Origin of the sequence: Mycobacterium sp. SMC-21 (assembly GCF_045310825.1) — a bacterium.
Lineage (GTDB): Bacteria > Actinomycetota > Actinomycetes > Mycobacteriales > Mycobacteriaceae > Mycobacterium.
This window is the reverse complement of the sequence record NZ_JBJIAO010000016.1, coordinates 1-17,553: the sequence shown is the minus strand read 5'-3', so window position 1 is coordinate 17,553 and position 17,553 is coordinate 1. Positions and strand designations below refer to the sequence as shown.

Genomic DNA, 17,553 nt, shown 5'->3' with positions numbered 1-17,553 from the left:
CGTTCAACAAGTTTGTTTAATGAATCTGTAGAGGAGGGACGCCGTGCAGAAACCCGACATCGTGTCCGCGGCCGAATGGGACGCCGCGCTGGAGAAGATGCTCGTCGCCGAGAAGGAATGGACCCGCCAGCGTGACCAGTTGGCGGCGATGCGCCGCCGCATGCCGTGGACGCCGGTCACCAAGGACTACACCTTCGTCGGTCCGGACGGCGAGCTCAGCCTGGCCGACTTGTTCAGTGGGCGAAGGCAACTCGTGATCTACCGGGCGTTCTTCGAGGAGGGCGTACAGGGCTGGCCCGAGCACGCCTGCCGGGGTTGTTCGATGATCGCCGACAACGTCGGCCATGTGGCCCACCTGAACGCGCGCGACACGACGCTGGCGTTCGCCTCACGCGCGCCGCAGCCCGACATCGCGCGGATGACGGCCCGGATGGGCTGGAAGATGCCCTGGTACACCATCACCGACGACTTCGACGTCGACTTCGGTGTACACGAGTGGCACGGCACCAACGCCTTCATCCGCGACGGCGACGCCATCTACCGCACCTACTTCATCAACAACCGCGGCGACGAAGCACTCGGCACCTCGTGGAGCTATCTCGACATGACGGCGCTCGGCCGGCAGGAGACCTGGGAGGACTCGCCGCCCGGGTACCCGCAGGACCCGCCCTACGAATGGTGGGACTGGCATGACACCTACGGCGAGCATCAGCCCTCACGATGGTTCGGCGACCCCGATCCCAGCAAGCCCGACGATCCCCGCCCGCCCCGCGCAGAAGGGTGTGCCTCCTGTGAGCGATGAAGTCCATCTCGCGGAGCTCTACCAGCAGACCATGGACCGCATCGTCGAGTTGGTCAGTGCGCCAGAGGTTTCCGTCGATACTGCGGTCGCTGCCTGTCCCGGCTGGTCGGTGCGGGACGTGCTGGCCCATATGGCCGGCGTCGCGCAGGACTGGGCCGCCGGGCGCCGGGTCGCCCCACCCAACGATGCCCAGACGGCAGCGCAAGTGGCTCGGTTCGACGGGTGCGGCCTCGACGACATCCTGCGGGCCTGGGGCGATGCGGCCGCCGAGCTGCCGCGGCTGGCTCAGGAAGCTATCGCCCCGCCGCTCGGCGACATCGTCGTCCACGAACATGACATCCGGGATGCGCTCGGCCGACCGGGCGCGCGTGATTCCGCTGCCCTGCAGCAGGTTTCGGATCAGCTCCTGCGGATGCTGGTCACGCCGGTGCCGATGCGTGTCGTCGTCGAGGACGGTGAGTACCGGTGCGGTCCGGACGCGGAACCTGCGGTCGATCTGAAGACGACGCGATTCGAAGCGGTGCGCTGGCGCACCGGGCGGCGCAGCCGTCGTCAGATGGCGGCCATGGCGTGGTCCGGGGACGCGGCGCCGGTGCTCGATCACCTGTACCTGTTCGGACCCGCGACCGCCGATCTCGTTGAGTGACTACGGCCGCGGCGGGGTCAGCAACGCGACGACGGCGTCGGTCAAAGCCGCGCGCGCGACGTCGAGATCCGACGTGAACCCGATCTGCCGTTCGTTGCTGAGACCGCGGATCGCGGCGGGAAGCAGGCACCGCACCCGCTGCAACTGGTCTGGGTCGACGTCGAGCCCTTCCATCAGATAATCGAAACCCTGAATCCAGTCGAGCTCACGGGCCGCGAAAGCCGCTGCGGTGCGCGGATATTCGGCGGCGATGTCGGACCGTCGCGCCGGCAGTGACGTGCGCAGCGCGGTGAGGGCGCGGCCCTCGGTGGTGTCCAGGTAGCGCCACACGGATTCGATGGCGCCTTCCACTCGCTCGCGCAGGGTGCCGCTGCGCGGCGTGTCCGGTCCGGACGCCCAACTGCGGGAGTGGATTTCGGTGATGACAGCGACCCAGAGCCCGTCCAGGTCGGCGAACTGATGTTGCACGGTGCCCCAGGTGACGCCCGCATCCTTGGCGATGCGGTTCGCCGACACCGGCTCGCCACCGCTGTCGGCCAGACAGCGGATGGCGACGTCGAGCAGGCGGGCCCGGGTTTCCAGGCCGCGCTTGTTCAGCTTGGTGCCGGCGCCCGACTCGGTGACGACGGCCTGCCACTGCTCCCGGGCGAGGGCCGCCTGCGGGGAGTCGCGGGCCGGACGGTCAGGCAAATCGGCCCGGATTCGCCGCGACGGCCCGGTGCAGCGTCGGCCGGTTGGCCCGGTAGGCCTCGACGACGGGTGCCAGTTCGTGCGGGCTGGCCCCGTGCATGATCACCGAATGCACGCCCAGATCATACTGGCGGGCAATGGTTTTCGCGCAATCCTGCGGCGATCCCTTGGCGACGGCGTCCAGCCACTCGGTGGGGATCAGCTCGGCGATCCGCTGCAGCGTCTCGAACGACGCGCTGGCATCGATGGGCCCGGCGGTCGCCGCATCCGTGAACAGGTCGGACTGCCGGATGCGATCCCACGTCGCCCGGTCCCAGCCGTTGGCCGAGACCAGGACATCTGGGTACGCCTGCAGGTAGGTTGCGAGCCGTCCGACGCCACGCCGGATCTGGTCGTCCTCCGACAACGCATCGGGGACCGTCGCCAGGCAGGCCCAGATGCGGACACTGTCCGGATCCCGGCCGGCCTTCTCCGCGCCGCGGCGTACCGCGGCGACAGACTTCTCCGTCGCCTCGTCGGAGAAGAACGTATGCAGCACAACGAAATCCGCAATCTCGCCGGCCAGTTCCATGGTCTTCGGGCCGACCGCCACCAGGCCGATCGGCGGCCCGTCTTCCAGGCCGTTCACGTGGCGCAGCATGGGCCACTTCCCGGCTGGGCCGTCGTGATCGAGGATCATCTCGCCGGCCCAGAGGCGGCGCAGGATGCCGAAGAAATCGCGCAGCCGCGCCTCGGTCACGACCGGCAGACCGATCGCCTGCCAGTAGGGCCCCATCCCGCGGCCGAACGCCATGGCGAACCGGCCCTCGGTCAGGGCATGCATCGTCGACCCGATGGTCGCGGTGACCGTGGGGTGCCGGGTGTGGTGATTGGTCGACGGCGCGATGCCCAGCGTCGTGCTGGCGCCTGCCACCGCGCCGCTGAGAACGCCCGCGTCCTTCACGGTGAAGCGCTCACCGATGTGGCAGGAGCCCAACCCGAGCGCCTCGGCATCCCGGGCCTCGGGCAGCACCACGCGGGTGTCCGCGGGATGCCGGGTGACGGCGTAGTAGCCGAGCTCGTTGAGCTGGTCCTGCGTGCTCATGGTGCGCCTTTCATCGGAGACGCTTAGCACTGTTAACCATCTAGCAGGCAATTGTCAATGAGGGTTCTCAATAACTTGGAGCGTCTGCCGATGCACCCGCCGCGTCGATGCTCGGGAACCGGGCATGCAATTGATCGATCAGGAACCGGGCCTCGTCGAGGTCGCGCCGCAGCTCCCGGGCGCGCCGGCGCATCGACCGCGCCCGCTCTGACCAGGCCGTCGCATCGGGCAGGGACTCGACCCTGGCCAGCCTGGATGCGAGGTCCCAGGCATGCCTACGCAGCTCGGCGCGCAATGCCCGAGCTTGTGCCACATCGGCATCTTCAGTCACGCCGCCATATTTACATGACGGTCAATTGGCTGCATGGCCAAATGCTTAGATTGACTTTGAATCGTGGCTCACGGCCGCTGTCGACACTGACAGGACGACGTCGACGACGGCGTCGAGGAACGCATCGTCGAACGGTTCGCCCGTCACGATCACGCGATGGTGGACCGGGCCGACGAGCCACTCGGCCAACGCGGCGACGTCGGTCTCGGGGTGCAGCTCGCCGCGTTCGATCGCGCGGAGGAACGGTTTTTGGTCGCGCGTGCGCTGATCATCGAGGTAGCGGGACCGAAATGTCTGTGCCAGTTCCGAATCGTGTTGCGCTTGCCCGATGAGTGCGCGGTAGACGGCGCCCGCGTCATCCGTGGTCAGGAAGTGCGCGGTATCGCGCAGATGTGCGCGTAGATCCGAGTCGAGGCAGCCGGTATCGGGCGGCTCCAACGCTGCGGCGGCGTCTTCGAGGAATGCGTCCATGAGGACTTCGGTCTTGGAGCCCCACCAGCGATAGACGGTCTGCTTGGCGACTCCAGCCGCTTTGGCGATGCCTTCGATGGTGACGCCGGAAAAGCCCTTTTCGACGAGCAGATCATCAGCTGCGCGCAGTACGGCTTCCCGCGCAGCTTCACTGCGACCGTGCCGGTTCCCGTGATGCGGTTGCGCGCCTGCCATGGGTCGATTGAACACCATCGTAGCTCTAGTCTAGACGCAACGTTGCGTCTACTGTAGGTCGTATGACCTCAACACTGAACCAACCGGAATACGCCTCGATCATCAATCGCCTGTTCGCCGATGCACAGTTGGACGATCAACGGCGGCAAGGATTTTCGCCGACCGACTACGACATTGCGGAACGTGCCGAGGTCTGCCAGGACTTCTACCTGTCGGTGGCTCCTGACCCGGGCCGACTGCTGTACAGCCTGGTCCGCGCAGTGAAGCCCTCGACGATCGTGGAGTACGGGATGTCGTATGGCATCTCCACCTTGCACCTGGCCGCGGCGGTCCGAGACAACGGTGTCGGGCGGATCATCACCACGGAGATGAGTTCGCGGAAGATTGCGGCGGCCCGCGCGACGTTCGCTGAGGCGGGGGTTGCCGATTTGATCACGATTCTGGAAGGTGACGCCCGCACGACCCTCGAGACCGTCACGGGTCCAGTGCAATTCGTGCTTCTCGACGGTTGGCCCGATCTGGACCTGCCGGTGTTGAAGATCCTGGAGCCGGTATTGGCGCCCGGTGCACTGATTCTCGGCGACAACGTCAGGCTCGACCCTGATCACGTCTACCGCGACTACGTCAACGCGCCGGGGAGCGGCTACGTCAGTGTCCCGATTCCGCTCGACAAGGGCATGGAATTGACCGTTCGGGTGTAGCCCGCCCTACAGCGGGCGCACCACCCGGGCGGGTGAGCCAATGGCCAGCACACGCGGCGGCAGGTCGCGGGTGACGACCGAACCGGCACCCACGACGGTGCCGGCACCGATCGTGACGCCGGGGCACACGATGACGCCGCCGCCGAGCCACACGTTGTCACCGATCGTGATGGGCTCGGCTGCTTCCCACTTGTCTCTCCGGGGCCCCGGCTCGAGCGGGTGAGTGGCCGTCAACAGCTGCACGTTGGGTCCGATCTGGACGTCGTCGCCGATGCTGATCCGCGCGACATCGAGCAGGATGAGCCCCCAGTTCGCGAAAGTGCGTGCACCGATGGTCGTTTGGTAGCCGTAGTCGCACTGCAGCGGCGGCCGGATCTCACTGCCGTCCCCGAAAGCGCCGAGGAGTTCTCGGAGTAGACGGTTGCGTTCCTCGAGGTCGGTGGGATCGAGCGCGTTGATCCGGTGGGTGAGCCGCTGTGCGTGTTTGGACTCGCGGATCAATTCGGGATCATCGGCGAGGTACAGGTCACCAGCGAGCATGCGGTCGCGCATCGAACGAGCCATGACTCCACGTTAGGTGCGCCCAGCCGGGTGAACCTTTTTGACGGCTGATTCGTTCAATTGATATGAGCATCATCGACTTCCGCCGTCGGCGCCCCGCCGCGCCGACCTTCGTGGTGGTCGACCGTCTGCACGGCCGGCGTGCCGAAGAGGTGCCCGGAGAACAGATCGCCGCCACCGTGTCGTCGTGGCTGGCCGAACTGGGGGTGGACAGCCCTCTCATCGATGCACTGGAATCGGCCGCGCAGAACCAGGACTGGCCGACCGTCTACGCCCTCGGGGAGCGGCTGTCGGTCGACGTCATGGTCGCGTAGCCGAAACCCGCACGCGGTCGTCGGACATCGCGCACAGTGGGTGCATGACAAAGTTGCGCGTTGGGAATGCCTGTGCCGCACTCGGCTTGGTCATGTTGTCGGCGCCCGTCGCAGCGGCGACGCCGCCCGAGGGTGACGTCGTGCGGACCGACCTGGCGCGCGGCGACACCACGGCTCCGGTGGACATCGACACCGGGGGCGCGCCGTCGACCCTCATCATTCAGGGACTGAAGTTGGCGCCGGGCGCCAGCAGCGGCTGGCACACGCACCCCGGCACCGAATATTCGGTGATCAACACCGGTGGGGTCGTGCTGCAGACCGCGGGCGATTGCGCGGGAACTGAGTTTGGCAGTGGCCAAGCGGTTTTCATTCCCGCTGGGGTACCGCACCGGGTTGCCAACGAGAACACCGGTGCCGCCGACGTCGTCGTCACCTATACGGTGCCCGTCGATGTCCCGCTGCGGGTCGATGCCCCCGACGCCTGCGCCGGCTGAGCTCAGCCCAGCGCCAGCTTGGTCGGCGCGCCGTCCATGCTCGACAGGTTCTTCTGCTGCCAGTAGTCGGCGACACCCTCCGGCCCCTTCTTCTCGGCCCAGGTGTCGAGCAGCACGCGCTCGGACTCGACCGACATGAGCGGCACGCCGAAACCACATGAGGTCTGGACGATGTCCACGCTCAGGTCATAGATCTGACGGGCACTGATGTGCGGCGGGAACTGGCTGTAGAGCTCATCCCAGTCCGCGTCGCCGGGCGCGACCTCACGGGCGGTGCCATACAGCCGCAGGATCATCGGCTCACGCTCGAACGAGCAGAACATCAACGTCATTCGCGGGTTGTCGAGCAGGTGCGCCGAGGTCTCGTTGCCGCTGCCGGTCAGATTGAGCCAGGCCACCCGATGTGGCCCGAGGACGCGAAGCGAGTCCAAGCCCTTCGGCGACAGGTTGACCCGGCCGTCGCGCGCTGCGGTCGCCACGAAGTAGATGCTCTGCGCGGCGATGAACGTGCGGAACCGGTCGTTGATCTCCGGGAACTGCTTGGCCATGTGGGCATGCTTGCACGCGGGACAGGCCGGGGGCGAGCGAGTTTCAGATGCCGGGATGGGTCGCCCGTCCGCGCGGCTACGGAGCTGCGTGGGTGGCTGTGTCGTGATGCAGCTGGACGGCGGGCGCGACCCAACGACGGAGGAACGCGCGTAACTCCTTGCCGTGGCGGTCAGGGCCGCCGGGATCCAGGATGAACGACTGCAGTGTGCGCAGCATGAACTCGACGAGCTCATCGAGTTGCCGGCCACTGAATCCGGCTGCAGGCCAATCGACTTGGAAACGTTCGAGGATGGAGCGGCCGAAGGAAATCGCCGTCTCGGAGGTGACGCCCGCGGCGAACGCACTCGCCCTGCCGGGATGCATGACCAGGCTCAGGTACCGGTCGTTGGGGAGCTGTTCCAAGGTGTAGGCGATGCCTTCGATCACGGCGTCGGTGGGGTCGGTGATCGACTGCAGGTCGTCGGCCAAGCGGTCCAGAAAGCCTTCGACGGCCGACAGCGCGGTGCCCGCCATCAGCGCGTCGAGCGTCGGGAAATAGCGGTACACGGTCTGCCGGGTGATCCCGAGTTCGGTGGCCACATCGGACACGCTCACCGAACCACGCGCGTCGATCGACGAGCGGGCCGCGCTGACAATGCGGCGAACCGCCTCCGCGTCGTCGACGGGAATGTCACCAGACCAGCCGTGTCTGCGCATCACCGCATACTTCCATCCCGCCGCTCATCGCTGAACGTCACCGACTCTTGACCATACATAGTGCCACTGATGTATGGTCCGAATATTGCCGAACGTGAAATGAGGTCAGCAATGACGGCGATCACCGAAGGACCGGTCAGCAATCAGGACGAGGCACTGACCAGGCGCGCCTTGCGTCATGCGGTCGACAAGACGACGGACATGGCTGACCGTGAACTCCGGGTGCCGTTGCACTACTACCGAGATCCGAAGATCACGGAAATCGAGGAGTCGCAGGTGCTGCGCCGGGTGCCGCTGGCGATCGTGCCGTCGGCCCAGATTCCCAACGTCAACGACTACGTCGTGCGCTCGGTGTTGGGCGACTCGCTCCTGGTGACCCGCGACCGTGACGGTGTCAGTCACGTCTTGCTGAACTACTGCCGGCATCGCGGCGCGAAGCCGGCCTGCGGCGCCGGTAACGCCGCCCGGTTCACGTGCCCGTACCACGCGTGGAGCTACAAGAACACCGGCGAGCTGTTCACGGTTCCCGGCAGGGCGGGGTTCGATTCGATGGACAAGGCCGATTACGGACTTGTTGAGCTGCCGAGCCAGGAGCGACATGGCTTCATCTGGGCCGTGCTGACTGCCGGCGCCGACATCGACGTCGATGGCCATCTCGGGTCCATCGGGCCGGAACTCGAACTAATGAACTATGCCGCATACGGCTACCACACGGAGAAGGAGTTCCAGTCCCAAGTGTCGTGGAAGGGCGCCCTGGAAGCGTTCGCCGAGGGGTATCACTTCCCATTTGTCCACGGCGAGAGCGTGATTGGGCAGAACACCCTGCCCAACACCGGGGTTTACGACGAGTACGGCAAGCACCATCGCATCGGCTTTCCCTTCACCTGGGTTGCCACCCTGGCCGAGGACCCGTCGGGGTCGTGGGACCCGCATCAGAACATGGGCGTCATCTACTGGATCTATCCCAATCTGATCCTGGCGAACAGCCCGGTCGGCGTCGAGATCATCGACATCCTGCCGGCCGGCGAACCGACCCGGTGCACGGTCCGGCACAGCTGGATGGGACGCGTGCCGGCCACCACTGATGAGATGCGCGCGGTCTACGACCAGGTGTACGACAACGTCCACGCCGCGGTCGTCGACGAGGACTTCGCCATGCTGCCCCAGTGCGGGGAAGGCGTCAGGCACGGCCAGCACGACCACATGATCATCGGCCGCAACGAGATTGGCGTGCAGCACATGATCAGGGTGTTCGCCGAGGAGCTCGGCGTGGCCCTCGGGTAAGTACGCGCAATCCGCGGTCCCACGAGCGTCCGGGCGCTAGATTCGTGCCAAACCCGGACCGAAGAAGGTACCCATGCCGAACTCTCGCGGCCTGTTGCTCAACCCGAACGATTTCGACCCTCAGCAATTCGATCCCGAGACGCGGCGTCAGTTGCGAGCGCTGATCGATTGGTTCGAGGATCGCGGCAAGGCGCGGTTGCTGCAGGACGATCTGGACGCGACCTGGGTCGCCGACTTTCTCGAATTCATCAAGCGGGAGCGCGTTTTCGCGACGTTCCTGACGCCGTCGGAGTTCGCCGACGGTGATCCGAACAAGCGCTGGGACACCTCGCGCAATGCCGTGCTCAGCGAGATCCTCGGGTTCTACGGGCTCGCGTACTGGTACGCGGAACAGGTCACCATCCTCGGCCTCGGCCCGATCTGGCAGAGCGACAACATCAAGGCCAAGGAGCGGGCCGCCGCCCAGCTCGAGGCGGGCGGGGTCATGGCGTTCGCGCTGTCCGAACGCGAGCACGGCGCCGACATCTACAACACCGACATGCTGCTGACGCCGACGTCCGACGAGGGCGTCGTGTTCCGGGCGTCGGGGGAGAAGTACTACATCGGCAACGGCAACGTCGCGGGCATGGTGTCGGTGTTCTCGCGCCGCACCGACGTCGACGGGCCCGACGGCTACGTGTGGTTCGTCGCGGACAGCGGCCATCAGGACTATCAACTGATCGACAACGTCGTGCACGGCCAGATGTTCGTCAGCACGTTCCGGCTCAACGACTATCCGGTGCACGAGGAGGACATCCTGTGCACCGGGCCGGAGGCGTTCTCGGCGGCGCTCAACACCGTCAACGTCGGCAAGTTCAACCTGTGCAGCGGCTCGATCGGTATGTGCGAGCACGCTTTCTACGAGGCGATCACGCACGCCAACAACCGGATCCTCTACGGCAACCCGGTGACCGACTTCCCGCACGTGCGTGCGTTATTCGTCGACGTCTACGCCCGGTTGATCGCGATGAAGCTGTTCAGCGACCGCGCCATCGACTACTTCCGCAGCGCCGGCCTCGACGACCGTCGGTACCTGCTGTTCAACCCCGTCACCAAGTCGAAGGTCACCTCCGAGGGCGAGCGGGTCATCACCCTGCTGTGGGATGTTCTGGCCGCCAAGGGATTCGAGAAGAACACCTACTTCAACGAGGTCAACCGCCTCATCGGTGCGCTGCCCCGGCTCGAGGGCACGGTGCACGTGAACGTCGCGCAGATCCTGAAGTTCATGCCCAACTACATGTTCAACCCGGCGAGCTACCCGGAGATCGGCACCCGCGGTGACGCGGCCGACGACGTGTTCTTCTGGGCACAGGGGCCCGCGCGCGGCGCCTCCAAGGTGCAGTTCGCGGACTGGGCGCCGGTGTACGAGCGGAACCTCGCGGTGCCGAACGTGGCCCGCTTCTACGAGCAGGTGCAGGCCTTCAAGGACCTGCTGCTGACCGCGGCACCCGACGCCGACCAGCAGCGCGACCTCGACTTCGTCCTCGTTGTCGGGCATCTGTTCACGCTCGTCGTCTACGGGCAGTTGATCCTGGAACAGGCCGAACTGACCGGTCTCGACCACGACCTGCTGGATCAGATCTTCGACTTCCAGATCCGTGACTTCTCGTCGTATGCCGTTGCGCTGCACGGCAAGCCGAGTTCCACTGTGGCGCAACAGGAGTGGGCCTTGGCGGCGATCCGCAAACCGATTGCCGATGTGGGTCGTTTCGACCGGGTCTGGGAACAGGTGGCGGCGTACGACGGTGCGTACGAGATGCGGCCCTAGAGAGGACGGAACACCGGCAGCGCCCGGTACCGCACGGTGAAGCTGGCTTCGCTCAGCGCTTCGCCCACCTCGCCGTCGTAGGCGACGGTGGTGGGTCCGTCGACCGCGACGAACCGGAACTCCGGCACCTGCAGTTCGTGATACAGCGGACTGCGTTCCAGCCGGCCCAACAGAACCGCCGTCGCGATGCGCAGCCGGCTGAACCGGCGCCCGGTTTCCAGGATTCGGACGTCGATCAAGCCGTCGTCGAGGCGCGGCCGCACCGACGGGGCGAAGCCGGACGGGAAGTACGTCGAGTTGCCCAGGAAGAATAGTTCGGTCTCAAGTGTCTTGTCGTCGTACCTGATTCGTACTGGGGCTTCCTTGCGCAGCGTCAGGTACAGCGCGTACATGCCGGCCAGGCGTTTGCCCATCCGCCGTTCGAGCTTCTCGCGCGTGCGCACGTAGTTCGGGTAGGCGCCGATGCTGGCGGTGTTGATCACCATGCGTTTCTCGTTGAGGCACACCAGATCCACGTAGGCCGCGGAGCCTTCGGCGATGGCCTTCACGGTGCGGGCCACCGAATCGCAACCGATGTCCTTGGCGAAGTGGTTGAACGTGCCGCCCGGGAACACCGCCAGCGGCACACCGGCCTCGACGGCGATGCCCGCCGCGCATGCCACCGTCCCGTCACCGCCACCGACCGCGAGCACCTCGGTGCGTGCGGCCGTCTCGCGCAATACCTTCTCGATGTCGTCGTCTTTTTGGAGCTCCACGATTTCCATGCGCGGTAAGGCTTTTCGTGCTTCGTCGATGACGCGCTTGCCCGTCCCGTCGCCGGACGCCGGGTTGATCACCAGCGCCACGCCTTCGCCCTGTGGCCTGGGCTCGGTCCGGAACCGCAACGGATCCGACGTCGGTAGCGTGGTGGCCGGAATCGTCGGGACGATGCGAGCGCCCAGGACCGCGATCGCGGCGCCGATGCCGAAGCCGGCGAACACGTCACCGGGGTAGTGCGCGCCGGTGGCCACCCGCGACAGTCCGACCAGGCCGGCGAGGAGAGCCAGCGGCAGACCGGCCGGTGCGGATTCGAGGCCGACGCCCACCGCGAATGCCGCGGCGCTCGCGGAGTGCCCTGATGGGAGGGAGTTGGAGGTGGGGACACGCTTGCTCCGCCGGACCAGCGGGATGAGGGTGCGGTCCGGGCGCGGCCGGACCCAGATTCGTTTGGCGAGCTGGTTGGTCACCAGGCTGGTCACCGCGAGGCTGACGACGCCGCGTGCCGCACCGCGGCGCACCGACTGGCTGCCGAACGCGCCCATACCGGCCGCGATGGCGAACCACAGCTTGGAATGGTCAGCCGCCCTGGTCAGGCGGGGCATCGTGGAGTCCAGGAGTGGGCTCGGCGACTCGGCTACTGCTTCGAAGACCTCACGGTCCAGACTGCCCAGGCCCTTGCCGATCGCGCGCACATCCATGGGGCCAAGGTATCTGTCGCGGGCGGATAGTGCTCGAAGCTCTTGTGACCGGATGGCCAAAGACTAACTTCTCGCGCACGCGGATTGCCTTTCGCGACGGGTGACGTGCTTCGAGCTATCGAGCGACGCGATGCCTTGATACCGCTTTCGAATATGGATATCCCGGCTTGAAGAGAGAGCGTGTATAGCCTGCCAGTGTTTGCGATGCTGGCTGGCGACACCGCATTGCGGCCTTCTGAAGACCCGGAGAAGGAACGTGGAGTATGACGTTGATGCACGGAACGTTTGGTATCAGTAGTAGGCGCACATTAATAGCGAGGTTCGGTTTACAGTGCCGAATTGGCGAACTTCACGTAGTCAGTTATACCGGGGCGAGGCATTTCACAAGACGCTAGAGTGAGTGCATTCCAAGACAACTATTCGTTATGTTTTGGCAGTACAAGTCGCGTCAGGAACGCAATCGAATTCTCGAACATCCTTTGTGTATGGAGCACCAGTGCGCCGATGCCGGTTGGAGGATCGGGGTCAGAATCGAAGTAGACGGCGTGTTCTAAAATCTTGCTTCGTATAGTGTTCCACGTGCCTCTACTGGGTATTCCGTCTGGTCCTCGGACCAAGCCGTGCGCCTTTCCGGCATACTGTTCGTCGGTGGGTGCTGAAATAACCCCAAGTGACGGGCGTACTAGTGACCGCGCTCACTGAAATTCCCCACTGACGCTCATCGAAATTCCCCACCCGTGTGGCTCCGCCGAGAAGGGCGGGCCTCCCTCGATGCTGCTGGTGTCTGACGCCAGTAGCTCCAGTCGAAGGGGGCCCGCTTTCTCATGCTCACATGGGAGGACGACATGGAAGTACACGCCCTACAAAAACGTGGTTGGTCGATCTCTGCGATCGCCCGCCACACCGGTTTCGACCGCAAAACGGTCCGCAAGTACCTGGCCGGTGACGGCCAGCCCGGGGTCCGTGCCCGGCCCGGCCCGGATCCGTTTGATCCGTTCGTCGACTACGTCACCGCGAGGTTGACCGAGGACCCGCATTTGTGGGCGCGCACCCTGTACGACGAACTCGAGAGTCTGGGTTTCGGTTTGTCGTATCAGAGCCTGACCCGCAACATTCGCACCCGCAATCTGCGCCCGGACTGCCAAGCCTGCCGCGCCGCCACCGACCGGCCCAACACCATCATCGCTCATCCACCGGGTGAGGAAACCCAGTGGGACTGGCTGGAATTGCCCGATCCACCCGCATCCTGGGGGTGGGGCAAGAAAGCCTTCCTGCTGGTCGGCTCGCTGGCCCATTCCGGCAAGTGGCGCGCGGTGCTGTCACCGTCGATGGATCAACCCCATCTGGTGGCCGCCATCGACCGCATCGTGCGGGGTCTGGGCGGGCTGACCCGCATCTGGCGGTTCGACCGGATGGCCACCGTCTGCGATCCAGGCTCAGGCCGGGTGACCGCCTCGTTCGCCGGGGTCGCCAAGCACTACGGGGTCTCGGTGGCGATCTGTCCACCACGGCGTGGGAATCGCAAGGGTGTGGTGGAGAAGGTCAATCACACTGCCGCACAACGGTGGTGGCGCACCCTGGCTGACGACATGACCGTCGAGGCGGCACAGGCCAGTGTGGATCGCTTCGCCAATGTTCGTGGTGACACCCGGATCCGGGCCACCGCCGACGGGTGGTCGTCGGTGGCCGTGGTCGCCAAGGCCGAACCCCTCTCGCCGGTGCCAGCGACGCCGTATCCGGTGATCGTGTCAGAAACCCGAACCGCCTCAAGGCAGGCGTTGGTGTCCTACCGCGGCAACCGGTACTCGGTGCCCCCGGAGCTGGCCGCCGCGCAGGTGAGCGTCAGCCATCCGGTTGGTGGTGAGTTCTGCGATATCGCCACCACGACCGGCATCGTGGTGGCGCGGCACCGCATGGCCGCCGATGGGTTGGGGGTGATGGTTCGTGACAGCGGGCACGTCATCGCTCTGGATACCGCCGCGATGGCCACCGCCAACACCGGGCGTCCGCACCGCCGCAAGGAACGCATCCCACCCGGGCCGGCCGCCAATGCCGCTGCCGCGCAACTGGTTCAGTCCCGCGATGCTACGACCTGCATGGTCGAATCCACCACTGCATCAACCGATTCCACTGTCATCGACTTGTCCGTCTACGAGCGGGCCGCCCAGAAAAGGACCCTGCAATGACCCCCACCACACGTACCTCGAAAACCACCATCCGCACCACCGAGGCCGAGACATCGACGGCCGCGGCGAGCCGCTATCAGCAACTGCGTTCGCATCTGGCCGAGCTCAAACTCACCGCTGCCGCCGAAGCCCTGCCCTCGGTGCTCGATCAGGCCACCGCCGAGGGCCTGTCGCTCACAGTGGCCCTGGAGCGGCTGCTGGCTGTGGAGGTCGATGCCAGCACCGCCCGTCGGCTGGCAGGCCGGCTACGGTTCGCCAGCCTGCCCACCCCCGCGACCCTGGCCGATTTCGATGTCGATGCCGCCGCCGGTATCGACCGCGCACTCATCGATGAGCTGGGAACCTGCCGCTATCTGGAATCGGCGACCAACGTTCTACTGATCGGCCCGCCGGGGACAGGCAAAACGCACTTATCGGTCGGATTGGCAAGGGCTGCAGCGCATGCCGGATATCGCACCTACTTCACCACCGCCGCTGATCTAGCTGCCCGATGCCACCGTGCCGCGATCGAAGGACGCTGGGCCACGACCATGCGGTTCTACGCCGGACCGACCCTGCTGGTGATTGATGAACTGGGCTATCTGCCACTGCCCGCCGAAGCGGCCTCAGCGTTGTTTCAAGTTGTGTCCCAACGCTATTTAAAGACCAGCATCGTGATCACCACCAACCGCGGGGTCGGCGCCTGGGGCGAAATCCTCGGCGACACCACCGTCGCCGCCGCCATGCTCGACCGACTCCTACACCGCTCGGTGGTCATCAACCTCGACGGCGAGTCCTACCGACTACGCGACCACCACGCCGCCGCCGACACCCTCCGACGAGCCGCCACCGGAACCCGCCAACCACTACACTGATCGGCGCTCACAGGTGAGGAATTTCAGCGAGCACACCTGGGGATTTTCGACGAGCGCAGTCACTAGGCCAGCGCTGAACCGTGCGACACCGTGTGTGTTCCAGTCCCGACATAGATTTCGAGTGGGCAGCTTGTGTCGACGCATAAGGATTTCAATCGAAATAGATAGGCCGTCAGGCTCGTCCTTGATGCTAAATGCCGCAGGTGTTGGCCGCTTTTCTCCTGTTACAGGATCGATCACCTTCAAATAATCGGGTTTGTCCGGCACTCTCCGATAAAGTCGCGCTTCGTCAGAGAATTGATCATCATCGTAGCCGCCAATTGGCCCTGTTTTTATCACAAGCGGTCAGCGAATGATGTCGCGCCAGCGCGGATTTCGGCGCTCCACTTCCTTCGAGAAATGGTTCAGGCGATTTCCAAGTTCGTTCAATGGCAGCTCGGACCCTTCGCCTGACAATGGATATCCCGAGATATTGCTTGCGCACCACCAATAGCCAGCAGATGGATAAATCTCGATTGTTAACGACATTTCCTGTGCTGCCCAGTAGAAGATCAACCCACCGTCTTCGGGCGCGATCGACGCATCGACAGTGTTTGCTTTGAAGAGAAACTTGATGAGTTGCTGTGCGCGTGCTGCGACTGACGCTTCGATCAGTCTGCCGGCCACCAGCTTACTAATTGCCGCGTAGGCACGTTGGGCTGCGTCGGTTGCTGAATTACGGGCCGAACAGTGTTCGGCCCATGTGTCAGCGCTGGTTTTGCAGGCAATTTGAGCAGTGCGGAATTTCACCCTCGGTGCATCAAGGGTTCTCGGACGCCAGCCGATGTCTACAACGGTCATTGTTGGCTCCTCCAATCCCGTTTCATCGCGTCGCTGAAACTAGCTTCAAATGTTTTGTTCTCTAGGCGGTGCGCCGAATCCATAAGATGTTGCGCAGCCGAGTTGGGATCGTCCGGGATTTGATGAGAATCGGACTTGGGCACTGCAACCACTGAGATCGTTACTTCGGAACGTTCAGCCTTTCGGCGGGTCATTTGCAACCACACGCGACGTTGCACGTCGTCTTCGTCGTCGACTCGATGTACACGGAAACCAACGTGCTCAGCGTCGTCCAAGTGATTGTTGTCGAGGTGAGTCGTTGTCGATCTCGTGAGGTAGTCGGTGAGCCAAGCTGCGCCGTCGATGTTGTCGAGGACGTTGGTGTAGTGGCACTGACAGCCTTGAACCTTCACGGAGTCGTCTGACATCTCGTCCACCGTGTCGACGAACTCAGCGAACCGATCGTTTAGCTCCGAAGCTAATGACAGGTAGCCGGGGTATTGGTTTCCATCGCCATCTGAATCGAATGTCCACGTCAATGAGAAGTGATCAAACTGGAACGCAATAGTTCGGGACAGCGAGCTGTTGGCTAGTTGCACTGCGGGCATCGGCCATGGCAGTGAAAACAGGTCGACCTCGGGAAGCAAGTCGCTGGGGCGCATCTGGGGTGACGACTGTGTGAAGCCGGGGTACTGCGTGGCCCACTTGCTCCTCAACTCAGTGAGGAGGTTGATGTCCAACTTGAGCGGGTCGATGTAGACGGTAAAGACTGCAGCTCGAACGGGAGGGCTTGTGTATTGCGCGTTGTCCACCGAGCCCACCATGCCGATCATAATTACATAAACGTGATACCTGGATGGTTTGTGCCCCCAAATCCGCTCATGCGTGTTTGTATTTTGCTTCGGTCAGAGCGCTGCGGTTGTTCGACTGACAGATCGAAGGTTGAGCCGGTGCGCTGTCCAGGCTCAGCCCTCTAGCCCGATTCGGTTGGCGACGACGTGTGACTCCAAGATCCTAGGCTGGTCACTATGGAGCGTGGAGCCGATGACGGGAATCGAACCCGCGTATTCAGCTTGGGAAGCTGTTACAGCTAATTTTCGGCGAGCCTGTGACCTGCGGGTTTGCGATCCGGTCGGCCACGGAAACCACTGTGGCACAACAGAACCCGCAGAATATCCGCACGATATCGGCCAGCTATCCTCCAACCAACCGGCAGTAATCCGCACCAATAGCAACGAACGAAATCCGAACATTCAGCGAATCGCCTTGCTTGGTGGGCGTGTTTGCTGGGCGACGCCGGTACGGCGGGCACGTTCGGCGAGCCCGACCAGCTCGACGCTGACGCGCGCCCAGTGGGCCACCGGCACCACCCAACGCGCAGGGCTGGTCAGACACGCCCGCTCGAAGCCTGGTCGAAATTACGCCGATTCTCGCCTGATTGAATGCGGTTATTCAACCTATTGACACGGAATAGCAATCGAATTCGGAAGCAACCGCCGCGCGCCATTCCGTCAAGTGACAAATTGCGCGTATAGTGGCTCTTCATGATTGAGGGTGTAGAACGGTCAGCTGCTGTCGGCCTGTGATTGGGGTGTCTGGTTGGCTGGGTGTG

The 17,553-nt window shown here is 64.3% G+C and carries 19 protein-coding genes and 1 tRNA gene; 9 read left to right on the top strand and 11 right to left on the bottom strand.

Translation table 11 applies throughout. The features are described 5' to 3' along the window. The first annotated feature begins 43 nt into the window (after positions 1 to 43). Entirely contained in the window at positions 44 to 802 is a 759-nt protein-coding gene (locus ACJH6H_RS16795; RefSeq protein WP_406775395.1) for a DUF899 domain-containing protein, read from the top strand. After that, positions 792 to 1,448, top strand: a complete 657-nt coding sequence (locus tag ACJH6H_RS16790) for a maleylpyruvate isomerase N-terminal domain-containing protein (protein WP_406775394.1) — start codon at positions 792 to 794, stop codon at positions 1,446 to 1,448. Before ACJH6H_RS16795 ends, ACJH6H_RS16790 begins: the two co-directional genes overlap by 11 nt. Here the strand turns inward: ACJH6H_RS16790 and ACJH6H_RS16785 are convergent, their stop codons facing one another. The 4 genes from ACJH6H_RS16785 to ACJH6H_RS16770 all read right to left on the bottom strand — a co-directional run bounded on the left by ACJH6H_RS16785 (position 1,449) and on the right by ACJH6H_RS16770 (position 4,219). Next, positions 1,449 to 2,138 carry a TetR/AcrR family transcriptional regulator gene (locus ACJH6H_RS16785; protein ID WP_406775393.1) on the bottom strand — a complete coding sequence of 230 codons (690 nt, stop codon included), beginning with the start codon at positions 2,136 to 2,138 and terminating at the stop codon, positions 1,449 to 1,451. It abuts the gene before it with no gap. After that, positions 2,131 to 3,222 (bottom strand): TIGR03857 family LLM class F420-dependent oxidoreductase, encoded by a 1,092-nt coding sequence (locus ACJH6H_RS16780; protein ID WP_318984705.1) that lies wholly within the window; start codon positions 3,220 to 3,222, stop codon positions 2,131 to 2,133. Before ACJH6H_RS16780 ends, ACJH6H_RS16785 begins: the two co-directional genes overlap by 8 nt. A 67-nt stretch (positions 3,223 to 3,289) precedes the next feature. After that, positions 3,290 to 3,553, bottom strand: coding sequence for a hypothetical protein (locus tag ACJH6H_RS16775; protein ID WP_212808060.1), 264 nt, complete (start codon positions 3,551 to 3,553; stop codon positions 3,290 to 3,292). A gap of 45 nt (positions 3,554 to 3,598) precedes the next feature. Then, the gene (locus ACJH6H_RS16770) at positions 3,599 to 4,219 is read right to left on the bottom strand and encodes a TetR/AcrR family transcriptional regulator (RefSeq protein ID WP_212808061.1); all 621 of its coding nucleotides are present in this window, start codon (positions 4,217 to 4,219) and stop codon (positions 3,599 to 3,601) included. 62 nt (positions 4,220 to 4,281) lie between these two features. Here ACJH6H_RS16770 and ACJH6H_RS16765 point away from each other — a divergent pair, with 62 nt between their 5' ends. Beyond that, on the top strand, positions 4,282 to 4,920 hold the full coding sequence (locus ACJH6H_RS16765; RefSeq protein ID WP_212808062.1) for an O-methyltransferase: 639 nt from the start codon (positions 4,282 to 4,284) through the stop codon (positions 4,918 to 4,920). A gap of 6 nt (positions 4,921 to 4,926) precedes the next feature. Here ACJH6H_RS16765 and ACJH6H_RS16760 read toward each other — a convergent pair whose 3' ends face one another. Next, positions 4,927 to 5,484 carry a sugar O-acetyltransferase gene (locus ACJH6H_RS16760; RefSeq protein WP_406775392.1) on the bottom strand — a complete coding sequence of 186 codons (558 nt, stop codon included), beginning with the start codon at positions 5,482 to 5,484 and terminating at the stop codon, positions 4,927 to 4,929. Positions 5,485 to 5,546: 62 nt separating this feature from the next. Between ACJH6H_RS16760 and ACJH6H_RS16755 the strand changes: the two genes are divergently transcribed. Together ACJH6H_RS16755 and ACJH6H_RS16750 are read left to right on the top strand one after the other, a co-directional pair. Next, a complete protein-coding gene (locus tag ACJH6H_RS16755) occupies positions 5,547 to 5,795 on the top strand; it encodes a hypothetical protein (RefSeq protein WP_073696691.1) in 249 nt (82 codons plus the stop codon). A 44-nt stretch (positions 5,796 to 5,839) separates the two neighbouring features. Then, positions 5,840 to 6,289, top strand: a complete 450-nt coding sequence (locus ACJH6H_RS16750) for a cupin domain-containing protein (RefSeq protein ID WP_318984702.1) — start codon at positions 5,840 to 5,842, stop codon at positions 6,287 to 6,289. 2 nt (positions 6,290 to 6,291) lie between these two features. Here ACJH6H_RS16750 and ACJH6H_RS16745 read toward each other — a convergent pair whose 3' ends face one another. Continuing rightward, the gene (locus ACJH6H_RS16745; RefSeq protein WP_318984701.1) at positions 6,292 to 6,837 is read right to left on the bottom strand and encodes a pyridoxamine 5'-phosphate oxidase family protein; all 546 of its coding nucleotides are present in this window, start codon (positions 6,835 to 6,837) and stop codon (positions 6,292 to 6,294) included. A 76-nt stretch (positions 6,838 to 6,913) separates the two neighbouring features. Beyond that, the gene (locus tag ACJH6H_RS16740; protein ID WP_318984700.1) at positions 6,914 to 7,534 is read right to left on the bottom strand and encodes a TetR/AcrR family transcriptional regulator; all 621 of its coding nucleotides are present in this window, start codon (positions 7,532 to 7,534) and stop codon (positions 6,914 to 6,916) included. 111 nt (positions 7,535 to 7,645) lie between these two features. Here ACJH6H_RS16740 and ACJH6H_RS16735 point away from each other — a divergent pair, with 111 nt between their 5' ends. Both ACJH6H_RS16735 and ACJH6H_RS16730 read left to right on the top strand, forming a co-directional pair. Further along, positions 7,646 to 8,818, top strand: coding sequence for an SRPBCC family protein (locus ACJH6H_RS16735; protein ID WP_318984699.1), 1,173 nt, complete (start codon positions 7,646 to 7,648; stop codon positions 8,816 to 8,818). Between the two features lie 73 nt (positions 8,819 to 8,891). Beyond that, complete coding sequence (locus tag ACJH6H_RS16730; protein ID WP_406775391.1) at positions 8,892 to 10,625, top strand: acyl-CoA dehydrogenase family protein; 1,734 nt, start codon at positions 8,892 to 8,894, stop codon at positions 10,623 to 10,625. Here ACJH6H_RS16730 and ACJH6H_RS16725 read toward each other — a convergent pair. Continuing rightward, a complete protein-coding gene (locus ACJH6H_RS16725) occupies positions 10,622 to 12,082 on the bottom strand; it encodes a bifunctional phosphatase PAP2/diacylglycerol kinase family protein (RefSeq protein ID WP_406775390.1) in 1,461 nt (486 codons plus the stop codon). The genes ACJH6H_RS16730 and ACJH6H_RS16725 overlap by 4 nt on opposite strands. 824 nt (positions 12,083 to 12,906) lie before the next feature. On the opposite strand from ACJH6H_RS16725, the gene ACJH6H_RS16720 reads away from it, so the two are divergent. Both ACJH6H_RS16720 and istB read left to right on the top strand, forming a co-directional pair. Beyond that, positions 12,907 to 14,268, top strand: coding sequence for a Mu transposase domain-containing protein (locus ACJH6H_RS16720; protein ID WP_071289820.1), 1,362 nt, complete (start codon positions 12,907 to 12,909; stop codon positions 14,266 to 14,268). Continuing rightward, positions 14,265 to 15,122: an IS21-like element helper ATPase IstB gene (gene istB, locus ACJH6H_RS16715; protein WP_406775389.1), complete on the top strand. Its 858-nt coding sequence runs from the start codon at positions 14,265 to 14,267 to the stop codon at positions 15,120 to 15,122. The genes ACJH6H_RS16720 and istB overlap by 4 nt, the downstream gene beginning before the upstream one ends. 345 nt (positions 15,123 to 15,467) lie before the next feature. Here the strand turns inward: istB and ACJH6H_RS16710 are convergent, their stop codons facing one another. The 3 genes from ACJH6H_RS16710 to ACJH6H_RS16700 all read right to left on the bottom strand — a co-directional run bounded on the left by ACJH6H_RS16710 (position 15,468) and on the right by ACJH6H_RS16700 (position 17,043). Then, positions 15,468 to 15,962, bottom strand: coding sequence for a hypothetical protein (locus ACJH6H_RS16710; RefSeq protein ID WP_406775388.1), 495 nt, complete (start codon positions 15,960 to 15,962; stop codon positions 15,468 to 15,470). Next, on the bottom strand, positions 15,959 to 16,753 hold the full coding sequence (locus tag ACJH6H_RS16705) for a TIGR04255 family protein (protein WP_406775387.1): 795 nt from the start codon (positions 16,751 to 16,753) through the stop codon (positions 15,959 to 15,961). The genes ACJH6H_RS16710 and ACJH6H_RS16705 overlap by 4 nt, the downstream gene beginning before the upstream one ends. 224 nt (positions 16,754 to 16,977) lie before the next feature. Continuing rightward, a tRNA-Ser gene (locus ACJH6H_RS16700) sits at positions 16,978 to 17,043 on the bottom strand. Between the last annotated feature and the right edge of the window lie 510 nt (positions 17,044 to 17,553).

What these genes read in the sequence shown, in the direction of transcription:
- ACJH6H_RS16780 (WP_318984705.1), bottom strand. Translation starts at nt 3,222, where the DNA reads ATGAGCACGCAGGACCAGCTCAACGAGCTCGGCTACTACGCCGTCACC.
- ACJH6H_RS16770 (WP_212808061.1), bottom strand. Translation starts at nt 4,219, where the DNA reads ATGGCAGGCGCGCAACCGCATCACGGGAACCGGCACGGTCGCAGTGAA.
- ACJH6H_RS16765 (WP_212808062.1), top strand. Translation starts at nt 4,282, where the DNA reads ATGACCTCAACACTGAACCAACCGGAATACGCCTCGATCATCAATCGC.
- ACJH6H_RS16760 (WP_406775392.1), bottom strand. Translation starts at nt 5,484, where the DNA reads ATGGCTCGTTCGATGCGCGACCGCATGCTCGCTGGTGACCTGTACCTC.
- ACJH6H_RS16755 (WP_073696691.1), top strand. Translation starts at nt 5,547, where the DNA reads ATGAGCATCATCGACTTCCGCCGTCGGCGCCCCGCCGCGCCGACCTTC.
- ACJH6H_RS16750 (WP_318984702.1), top strand. Translation starts at nt 5,840, where the DNA reads ATGACAAAGTTGCGCGTTGGGAATGCCTGTGCCGCACTCGGCTTGGTC.
- ACJH6H_RS16745 (WP_318984701.1), bottom strand. Translation starts at nt 6,837, where the DNA reads ATGGCCAAGCAGTTCCCGGAGATCAACGACCGGTTCCGCACGTTCATC.
- ACJH6H_RS16740 (WP_318984700.1), bottom strand. Translation starts at nt 7,534, where the DNA reads ATGCGCAGACACGGCTGGTCTGGTGACATTCCCGTCGACGACGCGGAG.
- ACJH6H_RS16735 (WP_318984699.1), top strand. Translation starts at nt 7,646, where the DNA reads ATGACGGCGATCACCGAAGGACCGGTCAGCAATCAGGACGAGGCACTG.
- ACJH6H_RS16730 (WP_406775391.1), top strand. Translation starts at nt 8,892, where the DNA reads ATGCCGAACTCTCGCGGCCTGTTGCTCAACCCGAACGATTTCGACCCT.
- ACJH6H_RS16725 (WP_406775390.1), bottom strand. Translation starts at nt 12,082, where the DNA reads ATGGATGTGCGCGCGATCGGCAAGGGCCTGGGCAGTCTGGACCGTGAG.
- ACJH6H_RS16720 (WP_071289820.1), top strand. Translation starts at nt 12,907, where the DNA reads ATGCTCACATGGGAGGACGACATGGAAGTACACGCCCTACAAAAACGT.
- istB (WP_406775389.1), top strand. Translation starts at nt 14,265, where the DNA reads ATGACCCCCACCACACGTACCTCGAAAACCACCATCCGCACCACCGAG.
- ACJH6H_RS16710 (WP_406775388.1), bottom strand. Translation starts at nt 15,962, where the DNA reads ATGACCGTTGTAGACATCGGCTGGCGTCCGAGAACCCTTGATGCACCG.